General features: G+C 40.6%; 15 protein-coding genes and 4 pseudogenes. 7 read left to right on the top strand and 12 right to left on the bottom strand.

Annotation, left to right across the window (positions count from 1 at the left end):
* Positions 1 to 2 precede the first annotated feature (2 nt).
* Together ACGEDC_RS14040 and ACGEDC_RS14035 are read left to right on the top strand one after the other, a co-directional pair.
* On the top strand, positions 3 to 818 hold the full coding sequence (locus tag ACGEDC_RS14040; RefSeq protein WP_080915144.1) for a symmetrical bis(5'-nucleosyl)-tetraphosphatase: 816 nt from the start codon (positions 3 to 5) through the stop codon (positions 816 to 818).
* Positions 819 to 940: 122 nt separating this feature from the next.
* A pseudogene (locus ACGEDC_RS14035) lies at positions 941 to 2,961 on the top strand (HAMP domain-containing methyl-accepting chemotaxis protein).
* A gap of 580 nt (positions 2,962 to 3,541) precedes the next feature.
* Here the strand turns inward: ACGEDC_RS14035 and ACGEDC_RS14030 are convergent.
* The 7 genes and pseudogenes from ACGEDC_RS14030 to rplU all read right to left on the bottom strand — a co-directional run bounded on the left by ACGEDC_RS14030 (position 3,542) and on the right by rplU (position 7,762).
* The gene (locus ACGEDC_RS14030; RefSeq protein WP_055024323.1) at positions 3,542 to 3,934 is read right to left on the bottom strand and encodes a DUF3718 domain-containing protein; all 393 of its coding nucleotides are present in this window, start codon (positions 3,932 to 3,934) and stop codon (positions 3,542 to 3,544) included.
* A gap of 87 nt (positions 3,935 to 4,021) precedes the next feature.
* A pseudogene (locus ACGEDC_RS14025) lies at positions 4,022 to 4,497 on the bottom strand (dihydrofolate reductase).
* Between the two features lie 28 nt (positions 4,498 to 4,525).
* Positions 4,526 to 4,993 (bottom strand): threonine/serine exporter family protein, encoded by a 468-nt coding sequence (locus ACGEDC_RS14020; protein ID WP_055024325.1) that lies wholly within the window; start codon positions 4,991 to 4,993, stop codon positions 4,526 to 4,528.
* Positions 4,990 to 5,754 carry a threonine/serine ThrE exporter family protein gene (locus ACGEDC_RS14015; RefSeq protein ID WP_082419968.1) on the bottom strand — a complete coding sequence of 255 codons (765 nt, stop codon included), beginning with the start codon at positions 5,752 to 5,754 and terminating at the stop codon, positions 4,990 to 4,992. Before ACGEDC_RS14015 ends, ACGEDC_RS14020 begins: the two co-directional genes overlap by 4 nt.
* Before the next feature lie 24 nt (positions 5,755 to 5,778).
* Positions 5,779 to 6,945: an Obg family GTPase CgtA gene (gene cgtA / locus ACGEDC_RS14010; RefSeq protein WP_055024327.1), complete on the bottom strand. Its 1,167-nt coding sequence runs from the start codon at positions 6,943 to 6,945 to the stop codon at positions 5,779 to 5,781.
* 233 nt (positions 6,946 to 7,178) lie between these two features.
* Positions 7,179 to 7,433 (bottom strand): 50S ribosomal protein L27, encoded by a 255-nt coding sequence (gene rpmA / locus ACGEDC_RS14005; RefSeq protein WP_055024328.1) that lies wholly within the window; start codon positions 7,431 to 7,433, stop codon positions 7,179 to 7,181.
* A 17-nt stretch (positions 7,434 to 7,450) separates the two neighbouring features.
* Positions 7,451 to 7,762 carry a 50S ribosomal protein L21 gene (gene rplU / locus ACGEDC_RS14000; protein WP_055024329.1) on the bottom strand — a complete coding sequence of 104 codons (312 nt, stop codon included), beginning with the start codon at positions 7,760 to 7,762 and terminating at the stop codon, positions 7,451 to 7,453.
* A 277-nt stretch (positions 7,763 to 8,039) separates the two neighbouring features.
* Here rplU and ispB point away from each other — a divergent pair, with 277 nt between their 5' ends.
* A complete protein-coding gene (gene ispB, locus ACGEDC_RS13995) occupies positions 8,040 to 9,011 on the top strand; it encodes an octaprenyl diphosphate synthase (RefSeq protein ID WP_055024330.1) in 972 nt (323 codons plus the stop codon).
* A 119-nt stretch (positions 9,012 to 9,130) separates the two neighbouring features.
* Here the strand turns inward: ispB and ung are convergent.
* Positions 9,131 to 9,789: pseudogene (gene ung, locus ACGEDC_RS13990) on the bottom strand (uracil-DNA glycosylase).
* 596 nt (positions 9,790 to 10,385) lie between these two features.
* Here ung and ACGEDC_RS13985 point away from each other — a divergent pair.
* Positions 10,386 to 10,712, top strand: a complete 327-nt coding sequence (locus ACGEDC_RS13985) for a DUF3144 domain-containing protein (protein ID WP_055024332.1) — start codon at positions 10,386 to 10,388, stop codon at positions 10,710 to 10,712.
* A 66-nt stretch (positions 10,713 to 10,778) separates the two neighbouring features.
* On the opposite strand, the pseudogene ACGEDC_RS13980 reads toward ACGEDC_RS13985, so the two are convergent.
* Positions 10,779 to 11,395: pseudogene (locus ACGEDC_RS13980) on the bottom strand (LysE family translocator).
* Between the two features lie 239 nt (positions 11,396 to 11,634).
* Between ACGEDC_RS13980 and ACGEDC_RS13975 the strand changes: the two are divergent.
* A complete protein-coding gene (locus tag ACGEDC_RS13975; protein WP_080915139.1) occupies positions 11,635 to 12,165 on the top strand; it encodes a thioredoxin family protein in 531 nt (176 codons plus the stop codon).
* A 55-nt stretch (positions 12,166 to 12,220) separates the two neighbouring features.
* Here ACGEDC_RS13975 and ACGEDC_RS13970 read toward each other — a convergent pair whose 3' ends face one another.
* Complete coding sequence (locus tag ACGEDC_RS13970; RefSeq protein ID WP_282166572.1) at positions 12,221 to 14,806, bottom strand: TonB-dependent receptor plug domain-containing protein; 2,586 nt, start codon at positions 14,804 to 14,806, stop codon at positions 12,221 to 12,223.
* 487 nt (positions 14,807 to 15,293) lie between these two features.
* Between ACGEDC_RS13970 and ACGEDC_RS13965 the strand changes: the two genes are divergently transcribed.
* Positions 15,294 to 16,892, top strand: coding sequence for an AMP-binding protein (locus ACGEDC_RS13965; RefSeq protein WP_055024336.1), 1,599 nt, complete (start codon positions 15,294 to 15,296; stop codon positions 16,890 to 16,892).
* A 199-nt stretch (positions 16,893 to 17,091) separates the two neighbouring features.
* On the opposite strand, the gene ACGEDC_RS13960 is transcribed toward ACGEDC_RS13965, so the two are convergent.
* Both ACGEDC_RS13960 and ACGEDC_RS13955 read right to left on the bottom strand, forming a co-directional pair.
* On the bottom strand, positions 17,092 to 18,888 hold the full coding sequence (locus tag ACGEDC_RS13960; protein WP_394493959.1) for an ABC transporter transmembrane domain-containing protein: 1,797 nt from the start codon (positions 18,886 to 18,888) through the stop codon (positions 17,092 to 17,094).
* Positions 18,889 to 19,059: 171 nt separating this feature from the next.
* Positions 19,060 to 19,467, bottom strand: coding sequence for a hypothetical protein (locus tag ACGEDC_RS13955; RefSeq protein WP_055024338.1), 408 nt, complete (start codon positions 19,465 to 19,467; stop codon positions 19,060 to 19,062).
* 225 nt (positions 19,468 to 19,692) lie between these two features.
* Between ACGEDC_RS13955 and ACGEDC_RS13950 the strand changes: the two genes are divergently transcribed.
* The gene (locus ACGEDC_RS13950) at positions 19,693 to 20,829 is read left to right on the top strand and encodes a methyltransferase (RefSeq protein WP_394493957.1); all 1,137 of its coding nucleotides are present in this window, start codon (positions 19,693 to 19,695) and stop codon (positions 20,827 to 20,829) included.
* Positions 20,830 to 20,898: the final 69 nt, after the last annotated feature.

Here is a 20,898-nt window from a genome sequence, read left to right as displayed (position 1 = left end):
CTATGGCACATTATTTTGTTGGTGATATTCAGGGCTGCTTTAAAGAACTTCAACGCTTACTTGCTGCGGTCGATTTTAACCCGTCAAAAGACGAAATCTGGGCTGTTGGGGATCTCGTTGCTCGAGGACCTGACTCGCTTGCAACGCTCAGGTATTTAAAGTCATTAGATAATAGCGCTAAAATCACTTTAGGCAATCACGATCTCCACTTACTGGCGCTACACGGTAAAATCAAAAGAGCAAACCCCAAAGATAATCTCACTGAACTCCTAAATGCCGATGATTTAAGCCAGTTAATTGATTGGCTGCGTGAACAACCTTTAGTTCACACCTTGCCTTCTCACAACATCATCATGACTCACGCAGGCGTGCCGCCTCAATGGGATTTAACGACCTTGTTAGCAGAAGCAAAAGCTGTCAGCGACGCGCTAAAACGAGATGATTATTTAAAAACACTTATCTCGAAAATGTACACTGAAGCGCCTGATTTATGGGATAGTAAGGCAAAAGGTTTACCAAGGTTGAGATATTGCATCAACGCACTCACGCGCATGCGCTATTTATTTCCTGATGGCAGCTTGGATTTTGCCTGCAAAACGCCAATCAGTGATAAACCTTCTGAATTAACTCCTTGGTTTGAATTCGACTCAGTCCTTAAATCTAGCCATACACTCGTATTTGGCCATTGGGCTGCTTTAATGGGAATCACTCACCAAGAAAATGTAAAGGCACTAGATACAGGATGCTGCTGGGGTGAATATATGACACTTTGGCATGCTGAAACGAATGAACAACTCACTCAAGCAAAACTAAAATAATTAATAAATTGTTAAACTAATAATAAACTTAGCCGATAAAGCTATTAGATCTCATATGATCACATAACCCTGAGCGATCTTGAGACAAATTCGGGATAAAATAATAACAGCCGGAGTATGCTATGAAAATTAATGTTGCCACCAGAGTTATTGGCGGTTTTACTGTTGTGACACTGCTTTTAATTGTATTAGGTGGCGTATCTTTACTGACCAATAATACCATTAAAGATAGTACAACAACTTTGCAAGAAGTTAGCTTACCCGCGCTGACTGCAACAGGTGAATTAACAAAAAATTTAAGTGCCCAGCAAATCCAAATTTTATTTGGTTATTACACTAATGAATCAAATAAAATCCCCGCTGTTGAGAAAAAATCCAAATAGAGTCGAGTGAATTTCATAAAACGCTTAACAGATTGACTGCACTGATTTCAGATAGACAAGAGTTCTCAAGTAATTTATCGCAATTAAAATCTAGCTACGCTGGTTTTGAAAAGAACGGTAAATTAATGCTTAAAGAGCATGAAAATGCATTAATTAAGAATGAACAATTATTATCTTTACGTGATGATCTTGAAGACAGTGCTGACGAAGCCTCGTCTATCTTACTTGATCTGATCGATTTAGAAATGAGCGACGATACGACCGAACAAAGCATTGCAGCAACAGCAGGGGTTGTTGACAGTACTTTTATTAATATTATCACCACCATTTATGACTTAGTTGCTGCTACTGATGACAGTAAATACAATGTTATCGTTAAAGAGCTTGAGTACATGGTGAGTGACACGAGAAGAAAGATTGAACATATTAATCTTCAAGGTCGTGGCATTATCAGCGACAGTACATTAGACGATTTAAATACTGAAAGTAACGCAGTATTTGCTTTGATTAATGGTAATAACTCAATCGTTGCCCTAAAAGGACAACAACTTAAACACAATAAACAAGCTGCCAACCTATTAGCTGCAACAGACAAAGATCGTTTAGAAGTCAACGCTAAAATGTTTAGTCTCGCCGATAATATCGAAAACTTCACTAGTCACATTGGTAATAGTGCTATTGAAAATATTGATTCAGCCAGCCTCAAAACTATGTTTGTTGTTGTCTTAGCGATTTTGGTTTCTATTATCGTCAGTATTGCAGTAGTAAAACCACTGACTCGCTCACTTGCCAAGGTTAATCAAGCACTTAACATTCTTGCTTCAGGTGACTTAACCCATAAACTCGACGACTCAGGTCACGATGAGTTTGCCGAGTTAGCGAAGAACTGTAATAGCTTAGTTGATAGCTTACGAAACCTGATTGTAGGTATCTTAGATCGCTCTAATCAACTTGCAGCAGCAGCTGAAGAAACATCAGCAATTACCACGCAAACGACCAGTGGCATTCAAGAACAGAAGAGCCAAGTCGACCAAGTGGCAACAGCAACAACTGAATTAAGTTCAAGTGCTCAGCAGGTTTCAATGAGTGCTGACCAAGCCTTAGAGCAAATTAAGCAAGCTGACGAAGAAACTCAGCACATGCGTAAACTTGCAGAAGAAAACAAAGTCACTATTCTCGCACTTGCAGATGAAGTCGCCAAAGCAGGACAAGTGATTAACAAGGTTCATTCTGACAGCGCTTCAATTGGTTCTATTTTGGATGTTATTAGAGGAATTGCAGAACAAACCAATCTACTTGCACTTAATGCGGCAATTGAAGCTGCACGTGCAGGTGAGCAAGGTCGTGGCTTTGCTGTTGTTGCTGATGAAGTTCGAAGCCTTGCTTCTAGAACACAAGAATCAACCAGCGAAATTCAGCAAATGATTGAAATGCTGCAACAAGGCGCGCAACAAGCTGTATCAGTGATGGAGCTAGGACGCAGCCAAGCTACAAGTTGTGTTGATAAGACAGAGCAAGCGAATTTAGCACTAGAAACGATTAGCCAGTCAGTGCACAAAGCTTATGATTCAGGTAACCACATTGCTCAAGCTGCTCAAGAGCAAAACTTAGTGAGCCAACAGGTTTCTGAGATGCTAGAACATATTGCTGCAATATCAGAGGAAACGGCGACGGGTGCTGATCAAACTGCACAATCAAGCCATCAAGTTGCAATGTTATCTGAAGAGCTACAAGGCTCTGTAGGTGAATTTAAGGTCTAACTGCTATAGATATTCATATTTTACTAAAAAGGCTCTCAGGAGCCTTTTTTAGTGGCTTAAACTTAATAATATAAACTCAGTTCTACCTGGATTTATATAGTTTACTCAACTTGTCAGTATAAAAATCATTTTACCCAATATGCCGAACCGTATCAGCTCGGTTATTATTTCACTCAACCACACTTCCCCAATAATACATCTCACTCATTAAGTTAGATTTCGATAAAGTTTTAACAGTGTCAGTGACAAGTATCTAGGGTGGCTATCTATGTTGACTATTTCTGTTGACTATCTAGGGTGGCAGTCTTGGATAGCAGTCTGTGATAACTGTTTATGATAGCTCACTGTTATCGGTTTCTATTCAAGCCTTTTTATACGCTTCTTTTATTTAAATTCAGATGTCTGTGCTGCTCTTGAGAACTCTTGCTAGTAAAATGAGCGAGACGAAAAAGCTTAGCCATAAAAAAACCGCCCAAAGGCGGTTTTTAATCAGATGTATCTGAGTCTGCTTTACACGTTATGAATACAAACACTCACAACAGTTACATAATGCTAAAGCAAGTCATTCCAACGAGATGGCTTATTCGCCACTACTGATTCGTTGTTGTACTGCAGCAGTGATTGCACTACCGCTATGACCATTTGCATTTGCCCAATCAAGAATGCTTTGTCCGTCTGCTTCAGGAGTATTTAAATCTCCAGCAGGAAGACGTTTTGCAATGTACTCACCCACTTCTAAGGCGTTAGAGTTGTATGCAGTTCTTAATAAGCTATTACCGTCGCAAGAAACACCAGTGTAAATATTGCGTAATTTTACGCGGCTTTCTTTCAACTTTTTACGCAAACGGTTTTTGTCATTAGATTTTACATAATCACAAATGTTCGCGACAAGTTGATCAGTATTCGCTTCGGCAGGGGTTGACACAAAAGATGCTGCGATTAGGGCTGCTAAGGCCACAGGCATTAAACGCATCTGACACTCCTTTTTAGGTATTTTTATTTTTGTACCTGCCATCAAGGGCAAGTATCTATTCAGGGTAACACAGGCCACAATTTAACATTATTTCACCAAAGTGTTAAAGCTATATTGCAATTGTGATTCATTTATCTCAACTACCTTATCTTTTAACGTCCAGCTACCGTCATCCCATTCAGGAAAAAAGTATCACCATCAACCGTTAAGTCGATAAAGGTTAGATATAGGGTATCGGCCAAAGGTAAAATTTCTTTATAGAGTTGTCCGCCACCAATAACAACTAATTCTTCACAACCTGTCACAAGGGCTTTTGCAGCCTCAAAAGAATTGACGCAAGAAACGCCTTCTGGTTGATAGTCGCTTTGACGGGTAATGACGATATTGTGGCGACCCGGTAATGGTCTACCAATTGATTCGAAGGTTTTACGCCCCATCACTACAGGCTTGCCGAGTGTCATAGCTTTAAAATGTTTTAAATCTTCAGGCAGGTGCCATGGCATTTTGTTGTCTTTACCGATTACACGATTATTGGCCATAGCGGCGATCATAGCGATGCGCATGTAAAATCCTTATTTGATGCTGGAGAAATTAAATAATTGGTCGAGTGCGATAGTAAACCAAGGCCGGCATAGCCAGGCCTACTGACAGCGCCCCCAGAATGAAAACTGTTTTTAACCCATTTTGAATAACCATAGTGGTGAGATCTGAACTCACCTGCTCTTGCACACTTAGCTGAACAATTGCAATTAACGTATTATACGCATAAGTCCCTGGTACCATGGGAATGATTGCTGCCACTGCATACATCAGCGGTGGAGCAAGATGTCTTTTAGCAAAACGGATGGTTATCACTCCAACGAGCGCGGCAGCTGCAAATGTGGCCCATTCAATTGGCATATCTAGGTGCAATAACAAGGTTCTAAAACTATGACCGATTGCACCTGCAAGAGCGCAATAAGGTAAAAATCGTCTTGGGACATTAAATACCATCGCAAACCCCATTGCTGGAATTGCAGAAAAGAATGCATCATTAAGTAAAGTCAGCACAAGATTCATGTGATCAACGTCCCTCCAAATGCCATCGCTAGCGTAATACCGATAACCGTTGCCAGTGTAAGTAAAGTGGCATGTCCCCAACGAGATATACCGACATTCATATGGCCTTTGACCATATCAGAAATAGCATTTATCAGTGGGAAACCCGGTACAAGCATTAACACACTTGCAGCCATTGGAATTTTCGGTGTTGAGGTCAATTCCAAAAGGTGACCAAGTTGCGCAACCAAGGTGGTAATAAAGGCGGTGATAGCAAAAATTATCAACAGATTGAAATGTTTTTTCACTAAGGATAAACGAACCGACATGCCGACAGCTGAAGCGATAAACGTAATAAAGCATGCCGCTAAATCACCACCGAATAAATGACAGAAACTCGCACAAGACAAACCAATCATCGCGATGACATATTTGGCTGGATACGTTTTGGGTTCAATTTTTTCTAAACGGCGTTTAACTTGCTTGTCGTTGTAAATGCCTTTTTCGGCCAAGATACAGATGCGTTGCACTTCACATACAATCATCATGTTAATGCCATGCTCGCGTAAACGGCGCGTCGTGGTAATACAACGGCCATGGACAAGGCTGGTCAATACGAGGGAATTTGAAGAAATCGACAGTTCGACACTGGCTAGGCCAAGGGCTTTGCCTAGGCGCTGGCTGATCTCTTCAACAAGATCAGATTCAGCGCCATAAGCTAAGAGAAGTTGTGCACTTCGTACTACAAGACGAGTGATATCATTTTGAGTGTCGGCGTACACAATTTTTCTCTTATTTAACTCAATTTAACGTTGGTAGATAATTTCCACATCATAGTCATCATCGTCGAAATCGTCGTCGAAGTCATCATCGTAGTCTTCGTTAACAGATTCAACATTCGCTTGATGGTAATTATCCCACTTAAACTCGACTTCATCGTCAGGGCTGATTGATTCATCTTCGTCAGGCAATGCAGAAATAAAGTCGAGAAGTTTTAAACTTAACTCTTCAGTATTGGTGCGATTAAATGCTGACATAGTGTATATGTCACCTTTCCAATCGATTTCCTTAACGATGTGCTCCATTTTCTCAGCAAGCTCATCTTCTTGTAGTAAATCAATCTTGTTAAATACTAACCAACGCGGCTTAGCAGCCAATTTAGGAGAATATTTCTCAAGTTCAGCCACAATTGAACGCGCAGACTCAACCGGATCGCTACCATCAATAGGGTCGATATCGATAATGTGTAATAACACACGACAACGCTCTAAATGCTTTAAGAAACGAATGCCTAAACCCGCACCATCTGACGCGCCTTCGATCAAGCCAGGAATATCAGCAATAACAAAACTCTGACCAGGACGAGGGCTGACAACACCTAAATTAGGCACCAAAGTGGTAAATGGGTAATCGGCGACTTTTGGTGTAGCACGAGAAACTGAACGAATAAAAGTTGACTTACCCGCATTCGGTAAACCTAACAAGCCAACATCGGCTAGTAACAATAGTTCCAGCTTCAGCATGCGTACTTCGCCAGGTGTACCTAATGTCTTTTGTCTAGGCGCTCGGTTAGTACTACTTTTAAAACGAGTGTTACCTAAACCGTGGAAACCACCTTTAGCCACTAACAGTTTTTGACCATGAGTGGTTAAGTCACCTAGTAACTCTTCTGTTTCAAAATCAACAGCGCGAGTACCCACAGGTACTTTTAATAACATATCTTCGCCGCCATGACCTGTACAATCACGACCACGACCATTCTTACCGCGCTCAGCGATGTAAGAACGTACAAATCGAAAATCAATAAGCGTGTTCATGTTTTCGTCTGCGACTAAAAATACGCTACCGCCGTCACCGCCGTCACCACCATCAGGACCGCCATCTGGCACATATTTCTCACGTCTGAAGCTAACGCAGCCACTGCCACCGTCACCCGCTTCAACTCTGATTTTAGCCTCATCAATAAACTTCATACATACTCCTGACACCACTTAATGTGCCAATTATAACCTCAAAAGACTGAGATGTGCAGGGAAGCGTAGAAGATTCAATCACCATAAATCGCTTACTGCAAAATAAATAACCATCGATGTAACACACCGAAAATACTTCAATGAAGTTTAGTTAACTAACTCCAACAATGAAGTAAAAAACACAAAAGCCCCGCCAGAAGGCGGGGCTTTCAAAGACTGATTAAAGTCTAGAATTAAGCTTCGATGCTAATAAACTTACGGTTATTAGGACCTTTTACTTGAAACTTAACTTTACCGTCTGTTAATGCAAACAAAGTATGGTCACGACCAATACCTACGTTTACACCAGCGTGGAATTTAGTACCACGTTGACGAACGATGATGTTACCAGCAACAACTGATTCACCACCAAAACGCTTAACACCAAGACGTTTACTTTCTGAATCGCGGCCGTTACGAGTAGAACCGCCAGCTTTTTTATGTGCCATGAGTTAGACTCCTAATATTATGCGCTAATCGCAGTGATTTTAACTTCAGTGAACCATTGACGATGGCCCATTTTCTTTTCGTGATGCTTACGACGATTGAACTTTTGAATAGTTACTTTCTCACCGCGACCGTGGCTAACCACTTCAGCAACAACTTTACCACCAGCTACTAATGGAGCACCAACGTGAACGTTTTCACCGTCAGCAACCAATAATACTTGATCAAACTCAATAGTTTCACCAGTAGCAACTTCAATTTTTTCTAAACGAACTGTATGACCTTCAGCAACACGGTGTTGCTTTCCGCCACTTTGAAAAACAGCGTACATAGCTATTTCACTCCAAATGGACTAACACTCCGGTTCATTATATGTAGATACCGGGTGCTAAAAACTTTTAATGACAATGGGCGCGGAGTCTACGCTAAGATTTACCATCTGGCAAGTGTTAAATGTGAATCAATAAAAAAGCTCGGTTTAACTCCCACAATCTAAGAACAAAAGCTGTCTAAGGCATGAATTTTAGTTAAAATTTGTTAATATACAATTTGAACCTTATATAGTGGGCAATATAATTTGCCTGATAGCCTAATAACTAGAGACCATTATGGATTTAAACGCCATTCGTCAACTAGCTGATAACGACATGCAAGCCGTAAATCAGTTAATTTACAAACAACTTGAGTCTGATGTTGCACTAATAAACCAACTCGGTTTTTACATTATCAATGGTGGCGGTAAAAGATTACGCCCATTACTTTCGGTACTTTCTGCTCGTGCTATCGACTATAAAGGTGAAGAGCATCTTAAGTTAGCAGCTATTATTGAATTTATTCATACTGCTTCTTTATTACACGATGACGTTGTCGATGAATCAACATTGCGTCGTGGTCGTAAAACAGCCAATGCTTTATTTGGAAACAGCGCAAGTGTTTTAGTCGGTGATTTTTTATATACCCGCTCATTTCAAATGATGACCGAACTCGATAGCATGAAAGTGTTAAGAGTCCTTGCCGACACCACTAATATTCTTGCTGAAGGTGAAGTCTTACAATTAATGAATTGTAATGATCCAGAAACCACCGAAGAGAATTATATGCGGGTGATTTACTGTAAAACAGCAAAATTATTCGAAGCTGCAACCTTGCTCACAGGTGTTATTGCTGACGTAAGCGAAGAGCAACAACATGCCCTTGGTGAATACGGTAAATTTTTAGGTACCGCTTTCCAATTAACCGATGATTTACTTGATTACACGGCCGATGCTGATGAACTTGGCAAAAACATTGGTGATGACTTAGCCGAAGGTAAGCCTACACTGCCATTAATTTATGCTATGGCTCACGGTAGCGATACTGCAAAAGCGTTGATTAAAGAAGCGATTGAAAAAGGCGATGGTACGAAAGCAATTGATGAAATTGTTGCAGCCTTAAATGATTCAGGCGCCCTTGAGTACACTAAACAAAAAGCGAACCAAGAAGCTGACAAAGCGATTGCTGCACTGGCCCCAATTGCCGATAGTGAATATAAGACAGCATTAATCTCGTTAGCGAAAATTTCAGTTCAACGAAATAACTAATCTGTATTTGGTTAACTATCTACGCTCTGGAATCTGAGCGTAATTAAGCCAACCATCATAAAATGCCCACTACAACTTAGTAGCGGGCATTTTTATTGCTATCAATACAATTTAAATCGTTAAACTTGCCAATCTATAGGTGTTTGCCCTAACTCTATTAACAGTTGATTTGTTTTAGAGAAGTGACCACTACCAAAAAAGCCTCGATAAGCAGACAGTGGAGAAGGATGTGGCCCCGTTATAACTCGATGTTGCTTCGCATTAATCAACTTACCTTTTTTAATGGCATGAGCGCCCCACAAAATGAATACAATAGGCTCACCTTTATCGTTAAGGGTTTGCATCACTTTATCTGTAAAAGTCTCCCAGCCGGCTTTTGAGTGGGAATGCGCTTCCCCTCTTCAACCGTTAGCACGGTATTAAGCATTAACACACCTTGTTTAGCCCATTTAGTCAAATCACCATGGTCAGGAATGACAAAGCCATTAATGTCTTGTTGGAGTTCTTTATAAATATTCACTAAAGAAGGCGGTGTTTTTACTCCTTGTTGTACAGAAAAACATAACCCATGAGCTTGACCTGCTCCGTGATAAGGGTCTTGCCCTAAAATCACCACTTTCACATCACTCAAAGGAGTCAATTCAAATGCGCGGTATACATCTTCATCGGCAGGGTAAACCGTTTTTCCTAGCTGTCTTTGATGAGCAACAAACTCATTTAATTCACAAAAATACGGCTCCGCTTGCTGCGTTTTAATCAATGTTTGCCAATCGTTCATCTAGGGGGCTACCTTGTAAAAGAGTCAATCTCATTATGGTGTTAATTCGCGAAATACAGCCTTTCAATTACACTTACTAAGACAAAGGTTGAGTCGAAGCAAATAATTAAGAAGATGCTCAATCATACTATGAATCACTGAACACCTATCAACATCCAAGTTTCAAACTTATCCATTAGTGATGGTTATCATTATACTCGGCCAATTAGCCGTCGTCGCTTTAGCTAATATGAAATGATCGAATAAAATGCTCGAGTAAAATGACCGAGTGAAGTGATTCAGGCCCCGCTGATAACGTTCATATTTTCACTAATCCAAGTACCGATGACCAGCTCATTATCAATCAATGGGGTTACCCTGCACAAAACTGGGCTCCTTTTGAAGCATCGCAACGATTCGTTATATCTAGTAACTAACAATAACCCTGTTCAATGCCTCTACCTCTACAATCCTCTCACGCCATTATCAATATATTATGATCCACGTAATGGACAGGTGATTACAGATTCCGCCCCTGATAGCGAATTGAGACTTTATTCTGTCAATAAAATCGGTACACTCATTGCTAAATTAAGTCACTATTACGAGTAGAACTCATGTCAGAACAAAAAACTGAAACAACCATGTACCAACTAGCTGATCAATTTATTGCGCTAGCCAATCAACTAGGTCAAACAGAAAATGATATCGGTAAAGTCGGTACTGCTTTGCGTTTTGCTGCAGCGCGCTACAATGCGTTTGAAGCTGCGATTAAATCAGCCAATCTAGAAGCAGAAAAAGAAAATGCATTGAGCTGGTTCACTGAAGAATACAAAGGCATGTTGAACGAAAACTTAAATGACCACATTAAAAACCCACCGGGTGGTCAACAAGAAGCCAAAGAAGAAAAAGCTGACGATTCTGTGCAGGTCTTCAAAAATTAAGCATGCCGATATTAAGCATGTAAAAAAGCCATCATTACGATGGCTTTTTTGTTGGAGAATTTATCACTAAATAATATCTATAATGACCCTTAAGGCCAGTAGAATAAGCACCACGCCTGACAGCTTATCGATAAGCGCAGCCTTGTCACGTAAGCGAGACAATATCGGCCCATGAGATAATACGACAGCAATGATGGTATACCAGAGTCCATCTACAACCAGTGGGGTTAATACAATTAATGTTTGTCCCGTTAGCGATTCTGCTGCCAATACAAACTGACTAAACAGCGCTAAAAAGAACAACAAAATTTTAGGGTTAAATAACGAAATAGCTAAGCCATCGCGAGCTGCTTGAAGTAATGAAGTTGACTCACCTGACTGTAATTTCTGCTCCATCCCCCTTTAGATTGCAAGGCTTGAAATCCCATCCACGCTAAATAGCACGCTCCAATAAGAGCAATACCATTAAACACTAAAGGTGATTTTTCAAGCACAACGGCCAAGCCCAATAGCGTTACTAATGCGTACACACCAATGCCAATTGAGTGAGCCCAAGCACACACAACGCCGTGTAATCTCCCTCCTGATAACGTATGTCTTAGCACCATAGCTAAACTCGGACCGGGAGACATCGCTCCTAAACAACAGATGGCGAGTAATCCAAGCCATGTACTTAATGCCATTACTTATAAATCCTTCATTCTACCGTGATTATTCATGCTCACTATGCTTGAGCCTTTCTGAGGCCCTATTAATGAGTTCAGCGTTATATTTCCGCGCAGAATAGATAAAAATACTGAAATCATGCCGCAAAAAACGTACGTTATCATGAATGAGCCTTTACAACATTCATTTAACCTCAATTTAAGCAAACCTTGATATAGTACACTGTATTAACATGCTTTTTACTCGAGAAACCACAATGTCATTAATGCTACCGATTTTACTTGGATTATTACTTGCCGGAATTGCTCTACTCATATTTTTTAAAATTAAAGGAAAAAACATTCCTGGTATCGTAATCGTAATATTGGGTTTTATGACAATCTGTTTTACTGGGGTTTATGCTTTTTTGGAAAAAACCGAAGACTACAATGCCTATAAGCGATTGCAGTGGCAACCCCTTAACCCCGCTCAAATTATGCCATTGGTTGAGCAAGGCTACACCGTATTTGTCGATGTCGATGCAGACTGGTGTCTTCCTTGCCGCACCAATAAGGCCAATGTGACCCATCGTGAAATCGTGGTAAACGCACTTGAGGCAGATAACCTTATTTTGATGAAAGGTAACTGGAGTCAACCTAATAAAATGATTGAGGATTACGTTGGTAAAGAAGGTGGAATAGGAACGCCTTTTAACAAAGTCTATGGACCATCACACCCTCAAGGTATCTTATTACCTGTAGAGTTAACCATAAACGCCGTGTTTCAGGCGTTAGAAGCAGCTAAATAATCTCCACGCAAAAAAGACTGCCTAGGCAGTCTTTTATGTACGACGTTAACGTAATTTAGAAAATATAGCTTAACTTACCGTAGTAAAAGCCACCATTGTAATCAAATGGACCACTTTCATAATACACTGCACCTAGCACGCCTTGAGTACCATCTTTTAACTCTTGCGCTTCTTGGTCAAACAAGTTGTTTGCTCCAACAGAAAGCGTTAATTGATCAAACATGGTGTAACTGACTTCTAAGTCAACAGTAACAGCTGAGTCTGCCGTTTCAGAGCCCCAATCTGAGGTATCATCCGCATGGGTTGCATAGTATTCACCAAAGTAATTACCACGCAATGACACACTGATATCATCCCAGGTTTGCCCCCAAGTCAATGTCGCACGGTGAGCCGGAATGCCATCTTCTAAGCGGCGAACTTTACCTTCATCAGTCGTCTCAGGATCGAACTTATCAACACTCGTGTCAGTCCAGCCATACGCTAAGCTGAACATAGTATCACCTGACATTAACTCAGTTTCATAAGAGCCGACAATATCGATACCTTGCGTCGTGGTATCAAAGTCGTTGGTATAATAAGTTACCGCAGAGATGAGCTCAGGGAACTCAACACCAGCATCTCTTAAATCATCATAATCTTCTGGTTCTACTGCAATTTGACTTGACTGAGCAATACGACCTGTCACCTCAATATTGTAGTAATCAACAGTTAAGAAGAAGTCGTCATACTCAAATACAGTACCAATGGCATAGTTAATTGACTCTTCAGGCTCTAATACTTCACCGCCATAAAATGCAGCTAACGGATCGGTTGGAGGCGCAATAAAGGTTTGAATTAAATCACCGTTAACAATAGATGTCTGAGTATTCACGACATTTTCTTGACCAACAGTTGGTGCTCTAAAGCCTGTGCTGTGCGATGCACGCATAGACCAGTAATCTGTGAAAGAGTACTGGGTCGAAATTTTATAGTTTAGTGTATCGCCAAAGGTTGAGAAATCTTCGTAACGAAGTGCAACCCCTAACAACCAGTCATCCGTTAAATACGCTTCAACATCAGCGTAAATACCAATATTACTACGGTCATTTTTACCTGCAGCTTCTGGTCCAAACCCTTTAAAGCCATGAGAACCAATATTGAAGCCTTGATCAGCATAAGGACCAGCTATCCAAGATGCTTCTTCGCCTTGAGTAATTTCAAAAGACTCTTCTCGCCACTCAAAACCCGTTGCAAAACTAATATCTTCAATCGAGCCAAGTGTAAAGTATCGTGAAAAATCGAGATTTACCGTTGTTTCAACTTGCTCATAAGCACCAGTATCAAAATCGGTTTGTGTGTCCTCAGGATTCGCAGCAAGACCGAGTGATGGGTTTAATGAATTATAAAGGCTAAAGCTTGATTTGTTTGAGCCTGTGCCCGCACTGGCATCATACATCCACTCACCTAACTCACCTTCAATACCAGCAAAGAAAGACATATCTTCAATGGTTCCAGCAAATTGCGGAGTATAACCACCTGGACGCACTTGGTTCATAGAGAAACAATTAGCATCAGCAACCATTGCTTGATATGCCGCAGTGTCTAAAACGTTGCCATCTGAACCATCAGCATTTTTCGGGATTGGCACTGGAGCACAGGTTGATTGGTCGCCGTTAACAGCCCCTACTAATAAGTTTTCACCGCCATCAACTGAGTAAACGTTGCCACGGTTATGTGGGTTACGATAATAAAATCCACCAATTGCTTCACGAGAAGACACATTACCAAATGCATAAATACGATGGTTATCATTTAAGTCAAAACCCGCATTAACAAAAACGGTGTAATCATCATTAATTTCTGGGTTACCCCAAACTTGAGCAGGATCATTAACGTAAGTATTGCCTTGTTCGATTAAATTGCCAGCATCAGGACGCTGCACACTGCGACTGGTGGCATCTGCGGTTTTATACTGCGCACTAATATTAACAAAGCCAGCATCGGTCAAAGGTAACCCAATGTTGCCATCGATAGTCGTTGTCGCGCCATCACCTTCATAGTACTCGCCTTGACTGATACTAATTGAACCGCCTTCAGCACTATCTTTTAGTTGGAAGTTCATCACACCAGCAATAGCGTCAGAACCGTATTGTGCCGCAGCACCATCACGTAATACTTCAACTTGCTTAAGTGCAATACTTGGTATGACAGAAATATCCGGTCCTTGAGCACCATCGTTAATACCACCACCTTGGAAAGCAATAACAGAAGCACGGTGACGACGCTTACCATTAACAAGGATCAGGGTACTGTCAGAAGGAAGACCACGTAAATTGACTGGGCGAACAAGTGTGGCGGCATCACTAATAGGTTGGGCACGCGAGTTAAAAGAAGGCACTGATGTCACCAGCATATCAATCATATCAGTTGAGCCATTTTTTCTCAGGTCATCACTACTGATAATATCTACTGGCACGGGTGATTCACCAACAGATCGAGGCGCCGCTCGGCTACCTACTACGGCAATTTTTTCAACATTTTCGGCGACTTCTTCATCCTCAGCCATTGCTGCTGTAGACATAACTGAGCCTGCTAAAGCTACCGTTACAGCAAGACTTAACGAATTTAAGCCAAACTTCCTTTTCTTTAGATTAGTCATCATTTTTTGTCTCAAATTATTATATTTATGCTTGTGACGGGTAATTTAATCAGGTGTTTACAATTAAATAATCGTCTCTCCCAAAATGAAATTCCTTCACTTTCATTTACATTTCTATAACAAATAAAACGTAATTGCTAACTATTTCTACTTCCACTCAAAATAATAATCGCCATAAGCAGGCTAAATCAGGATAAATAACTTAACCTTATGAAAATAACCTACAATTTTAGTTATATTAACTATGATTAAGCTTTTGCTAAAAAAGAATCTACTAATGCTATCGTTATGGTTAGCTCAAAAAACCAACAACCTGCAAATTTAAAAGTTAGATCAACCAACAAGTTAATAGAGTACAAACTCTAGATTAATTAATAAGATAGATGAAGATTGACTATTTTCAGTAGACCTTTTAATGTAATTCAACCAATCTAAACAAGTGTTTGATTTTCTCGAATAACAATAAATCATGAATAAAAGGGACAGTCTCATGGCGTATGACGCAGAATCACAGCTCAACTTAGATCAATACCACTCTCTAGTCGATTTAATCGAAAAGACCTGTCAGCAGTACGGAAATAACATTGCTTATGCGTGTTTAGGAAAGAACACCACATTTAAAGAAATCGAGTCCGCCTCACGACATTTTGCTGCGTATCTACAAAATCACACTGATTTAACTGCTGGGGACAGCATTGCTATTCAATTGCCCAATATTACTCAGTTTGTCATTGCCGCATACGGAGCCATGCGAGCAGGGTTGGTTATCGTCAATACAAACCCACTTTATACAGAACGTGAACTGATCCACCAATTTAATGATTCAGGTGCTAAAGCCTTGGTTGTACTTTCTGATTTGCTACCCACGCTCAATAATGTCGTCTCAAATACAGGTATCTCATTAGTCATTAGTACCCACGCCTTGGATTTAATTTCGCCTCAACCGCAAATAGATACCCCATTCAATAAAATTGAATTTAATCAGATGCTACTTGAAGGTGAGCAATCCACTTTCACTGCTGTTTACCCAAAACAAACAGATCTAGCCGCACTGCAATACACTGGTGGCACCACTGGCTTATCAAAAGGAGCCATGTTAAGTCATCGCAATATGCTAGCTAACTCGGCTCAAGTAAAATCTAGAATTGCCAGCACGATGACACCAGGTAAAGACGTTTTCGTTGCGCCATTGCCGATATATCACATCTATGCCTTTATGGTGAATCTAGTACTCTATTTCGAATCAGGAAGTTGCTCGGTTTTGATCCCAAATCCAAGAGATATCCCAGGGTTAATTAAGACCATGAGTAGCTACCCTTTCACTGGCTTTGCAGGACTTAACACGTTATTTGTTGGTTTATGCCACCAACCAGATTTTCAAGCACTAGACTTTAGCCGACTCACCATTACTATCTCTGGCGGAACGGCGCTTACAAGTGCTGCAGCAAACATATGGCAAAAAACCACAGGTTGTATGATTTCAGAAGGTTATGGTTTATCAGAGACTTCACCTGTCGTGAGTTTAAATGCTCCTGGTTATCAACAATTAGGCACGATTGGTAAACCCGTTCTCGAAACGCAGGTAAAAATTCTCGATATCAATGATAATGAAGTCCCGCTAGGTGAAGCAGGAGAGCTTGCAGTAAAAGGCCCGCAAGTCATGCAAGGCTACTGGAATAAACCGCAAGAAACGGCCAATGTCATGACCGAAGATGGATATTTCAAAACCGGTGACATTGCAGTTGCAACGCCTGATGGTTTTCATAAAATTGTCGATCGCAAAAAAGATATGATCATTGTGTCAGGATTTAATGTTTATCCTAACGAAGTTGAGGATGTATTATCGCAGCACGAATTAATCCTTGAATGTGCTGTCGTTGGGGTTAGTGATGATAAATCTGGTGAGGCAGTTAAAGCCGTAATCGTTTTAAAAGAGCCAACATCTGATGATGCAGCCACAAAACAGCTCATTTCAGACTATTGTCGCAGCCAATTAACCGCCTATAAAATTCCAAGGTTAATTGAATTTACCGAGCAACTACCTAAAAGTACCGTTGGTAAAATTCTTAGACGAGAACTCAGAAAATAACACTTATTGGTAAACAGCCCACGACAATGAGTAAAGTGGGCTGCTTATCTGTTCGTTAGGCCATCAACACTCAAGGCATGCATACCCAAGGTTTAAGCACTCAAGGTTTAAATAATTAGCCTACTAATATTCAAAACATGGTTTGAAATAGCTGGTCACTCATATCTCGCTCTTTAAACCTAGCGCTTTCACCAAATCCTTATATTGATGTGTCAGTCAGTAACTGCAAACTAGCAAACTCTTTATAGGTCTCACTCGATTGCATAAGCTCTTGATGTGAACCAATCGCCACCACTTGACCCTTTTCTAACACAATAATCCTATCAGCATTGATCACTGTCGCTAATCGATGGGCAATAATTAACGTCGTTCTACCTTGCATCAAATTATCTAAGCCTTGCTTAACTTTTATTTCGCTAACAGCATCAAGCGCACTCGTGGCTTCATCAAGTAATAGGATTGGTCTGTCAGCAAGAATAGCTCTAGCAATGGCAATACGCTGCTTTTGTCCGCCAGACAACTTAACCCCACGTTCCCCTAAATACGTATCATAGCCATCCGACAACTCTTGAATGAACTCATGGGCTTTTGCTGTTACACAGGCGTTTATCACCTCTTCTTTTGTTGCATCAGCTCGCCCGTAGCGGACATTTTCAAAGACATTAGTGGCAAAAATAACTGACTCTTGCGGCACTAAGGCATATTGCTCCCTTAGCTGCTGTAAAGTGACTTCAGCCACATCCACTCCGTCTAAAAGCACTTTTCCTGATTTAGGTTGATAAAATCGCAGTAATAGTTCAAATAAGGTGCTTTTACCTGCGCCACTCTCACCAACTAATGCCACTCTTTCACCCGCTTTGATCTCAAGATTAATTCCCTTAATCACATCTTCATTACTACTTGGGTAAGCAAACCTTAACGACTCAAGTGACAAACTGCCATTGATTACAGCAGGCAAAGACTTAGGCGCTTTAACCTCAGGGATATCAATAGGGGTATTGACCAGCTCAATTAGTCGTTCAGCTGCACCTGAAGCTCGTTGTATTTCACTAAAAACTTCACTAATGGTGGCCACAGAGCCCGCCGCCATAACAGCGTAAAACATAAATGCGGATAGTTCTCCAGCGGTAATATTTTGCAACATGACATCTTGAGCGCCCACCCAAAGCACGACAGCAATTGCAGCAATACTTAAAAACATCACCGACGAAATTAATATCGAACGATATAAAATACGAGTTTGAGCAACAGACATCACCGCTTCAACCTGATGATTAAATACATTGCGGTCTTGTTGCTCGTGACCATAAGCTTGCACTGTGTGTATCTCATGCAAGGTCTCATCAATATTAGCGCCTAAATCGCCAACTTTATCTTGGCTCTTACGCGAGTACTCACGCACTTTTTTACCCAGTAATATCACAGGTACAAACACTAAAGGCACAGCAAGCAGTACAAGGCCAGTCAGCTTTAAGCTGGTAATTGCCATCATCACTAAGGCACCAGTAACCGTAACTGATGAGCGAAATGCCATCGATAAACTACTACCAACCACGCTTTGCAATAAGGTACTGTCAGCGGTAAAACGAGAGATCACTTCACCCGTTCTTTGCTCCGCAAAAAAAGCAGGGGATAAATTAAGTAAATGGTTATAGACCTTCAGACGAATATCCGCAATCACACGCTCGCCGAGCCAAGTCATCAAATAAAAACGACAAAATACCGCTGTGCCGCTGATAGCTGTGATGCCCAAAATAAACAAAACAATCTCGTTGAGTCGGTCAGCATTATCTGCAACAAAGCCTTCATCGACCATCATTTTGACTCCTTGGCCAAGAGACAACCAAGCAAAAGAGCCAATAAAAAGAAAAGTAATAGCGGCAACCACTTTTAGTTTATGGGGCTTTAAAAATCCCATAATCCAAGGAAAAACGTCATATTGAGTGGCGGGTTCAGGTTTGATGTTGGTGATATCACTTGCTGAGGTAGAGTTCAAAATAAATACCCATAAACACATAAGGGCATCAATAGTATCAACAAACAACGAATAAAATGAAGGAATAACAATAACAAGTTAATGCAAGAAGTCAGATTGGCTGTAAGGTCAAAAAAGTGGTTACAGGGATACGAGTAACCACATTGAACAAAGAATGAGTTGAGCGCCGACTTACTCTTTTATATTGGTATCAATCGACTTTAGTGAGCGCAAAAAGATCCCTAAACCACCCACACTTAATACCAGAATCACAATTAAATCGAATGCACTCATATGGCTAAAGCGGAAGTTAATAGAACTTATCACACCAAATATTAAACCGACTAATGAACCAAAGGTTAAGATCCAACCCAATATATTCTTCGCATTATAAAACATTAGCCCAATACCAAACATGAAGGGGATCATAATCATCCCGCTCGTTAGATTCATGCCACCAACACTGTATAAGCTATGACTAAAACCAAAAGAACTGGTAACTTTTATTGCTTTTAGCAACATGTAAAAGCCGCCACACATCATGATTAAGCCGATAAAAAACGAACCAATTCCACCTGATGTACCACCTGCACCGTTCATACAACTCCTTTGTAGAAAAACGTAATCTTGTGTTCGATGTTACTGTCAGCGATCTACAATAGCAATATTGTTTCATCTGTAATCGATAGCGCATTTTTCAATACATTGAATATTTAGTGCAACGGCATCCTTTGCAGACTTGCCTTACACTCTACCCTCGCACATTGACAGCTTATCTGCGATAATTGCCGGCTATTTCATGATGGTTGCTTTAGGTAAAAAATAATGACGGTTAGTGAGTTTTCTTGTGCAGGTATTGAATTAGCGTTATTTCGCTACCCTAAGCAGCAAGAGTCAAATCTGCAAGCTTGGGATGCCGCAGATGAGCACTTAATAAAACACCTTGTTGAAACCGCACATATTCCAGCTAATACTGCTATTTTGAATGACAATTTCGGCGCACTTCAATGCGGCCTCACTCGTTTAGACAACACCTGGCCGCTGTGGATTGAAACTGATGCTAAAACCAGTTTACTTGGCGCAGAGTACAACCTTAGCGCTAATGAGTTGGCCCCAACGAACATCACCCGCCTTAATAGCCGAGAGCAACTGCCTGATGACATTAAATTGGTCATTGTTAAACTGCCTAAAAATCTGACTTATTTTACTCAGCAATTACAACGTTTATCGCAAGTATTAGCTGAGGGCACTCAAATTCTAATTAGTGCTAAAGCAAAGAATATTAATAAATCATTACTTGGCCTCATTGAACAAAACTTAGGCCCATCTTCTGCAAGTTTAACGTGGAAAAAAACACGTATCATTACCTGTACTGCTGACGGGATAAAGCGATCATTACTTAAAGAAGTCTCTTGGCCAGTTAAAGAGTTTAATTTAACCATCAATAACTTCAGTAATGTATTTGCTGCCAACAAACTCGATATCGGCGCACGTATTATGCTAGATAATATGCCAGAAGGCGCCTTTAAAACCATCATCGATTTAGGATGTGGAAATGGCATTTTAGGTTTACGTGCCGCACAACTGTACCCACAAGCGCATATCCATTTTGTCGATGATTCTGAAATGGCTATTGCATCAAGTCAGTACAACTGGCAAGCAAACGGACTCAATCATGATCAGGGACATTTTCATTGGGATGACTGTTTAACCCACTTAGATGAAAACGTCAGTGCCGACTTAGTCTTATGTAATCCGCCTTTTCACCAAGGAGAAGCAATTACCGATCATATTGCTTGGCAAATGTTTCTTGATGCCAAAAGACGATTAGCGACAGGTGGTATTTTACATGTTGTTGGCAACCGTCATTTGTCCTACCACATTAAACTAAAACGTATTTTTAAAAATTGCACTACCGTTGCATCAAATGGCAAGTTTGTCATTTTACAAGCCACTAAATAAACGAGAGTTAATCTCATCGATTAACTTTCGTCAACATGGCTATCTCCACGGTACTTTTTCCAAGATTAA

The organism is Shewanella sp. ENK2, from assembly GCF_043568515.1.
GTDB lineage: Bacteria > Pseudomonadota > Gammaproteobacteria > Enterobacterales > Shewanellaceae > Shewanella > Shewanella japonica.
Note: the sequence above shows the minus strand (reverse complement) of the source record. Positions and strands in the feature narration are given on the sequence as shown.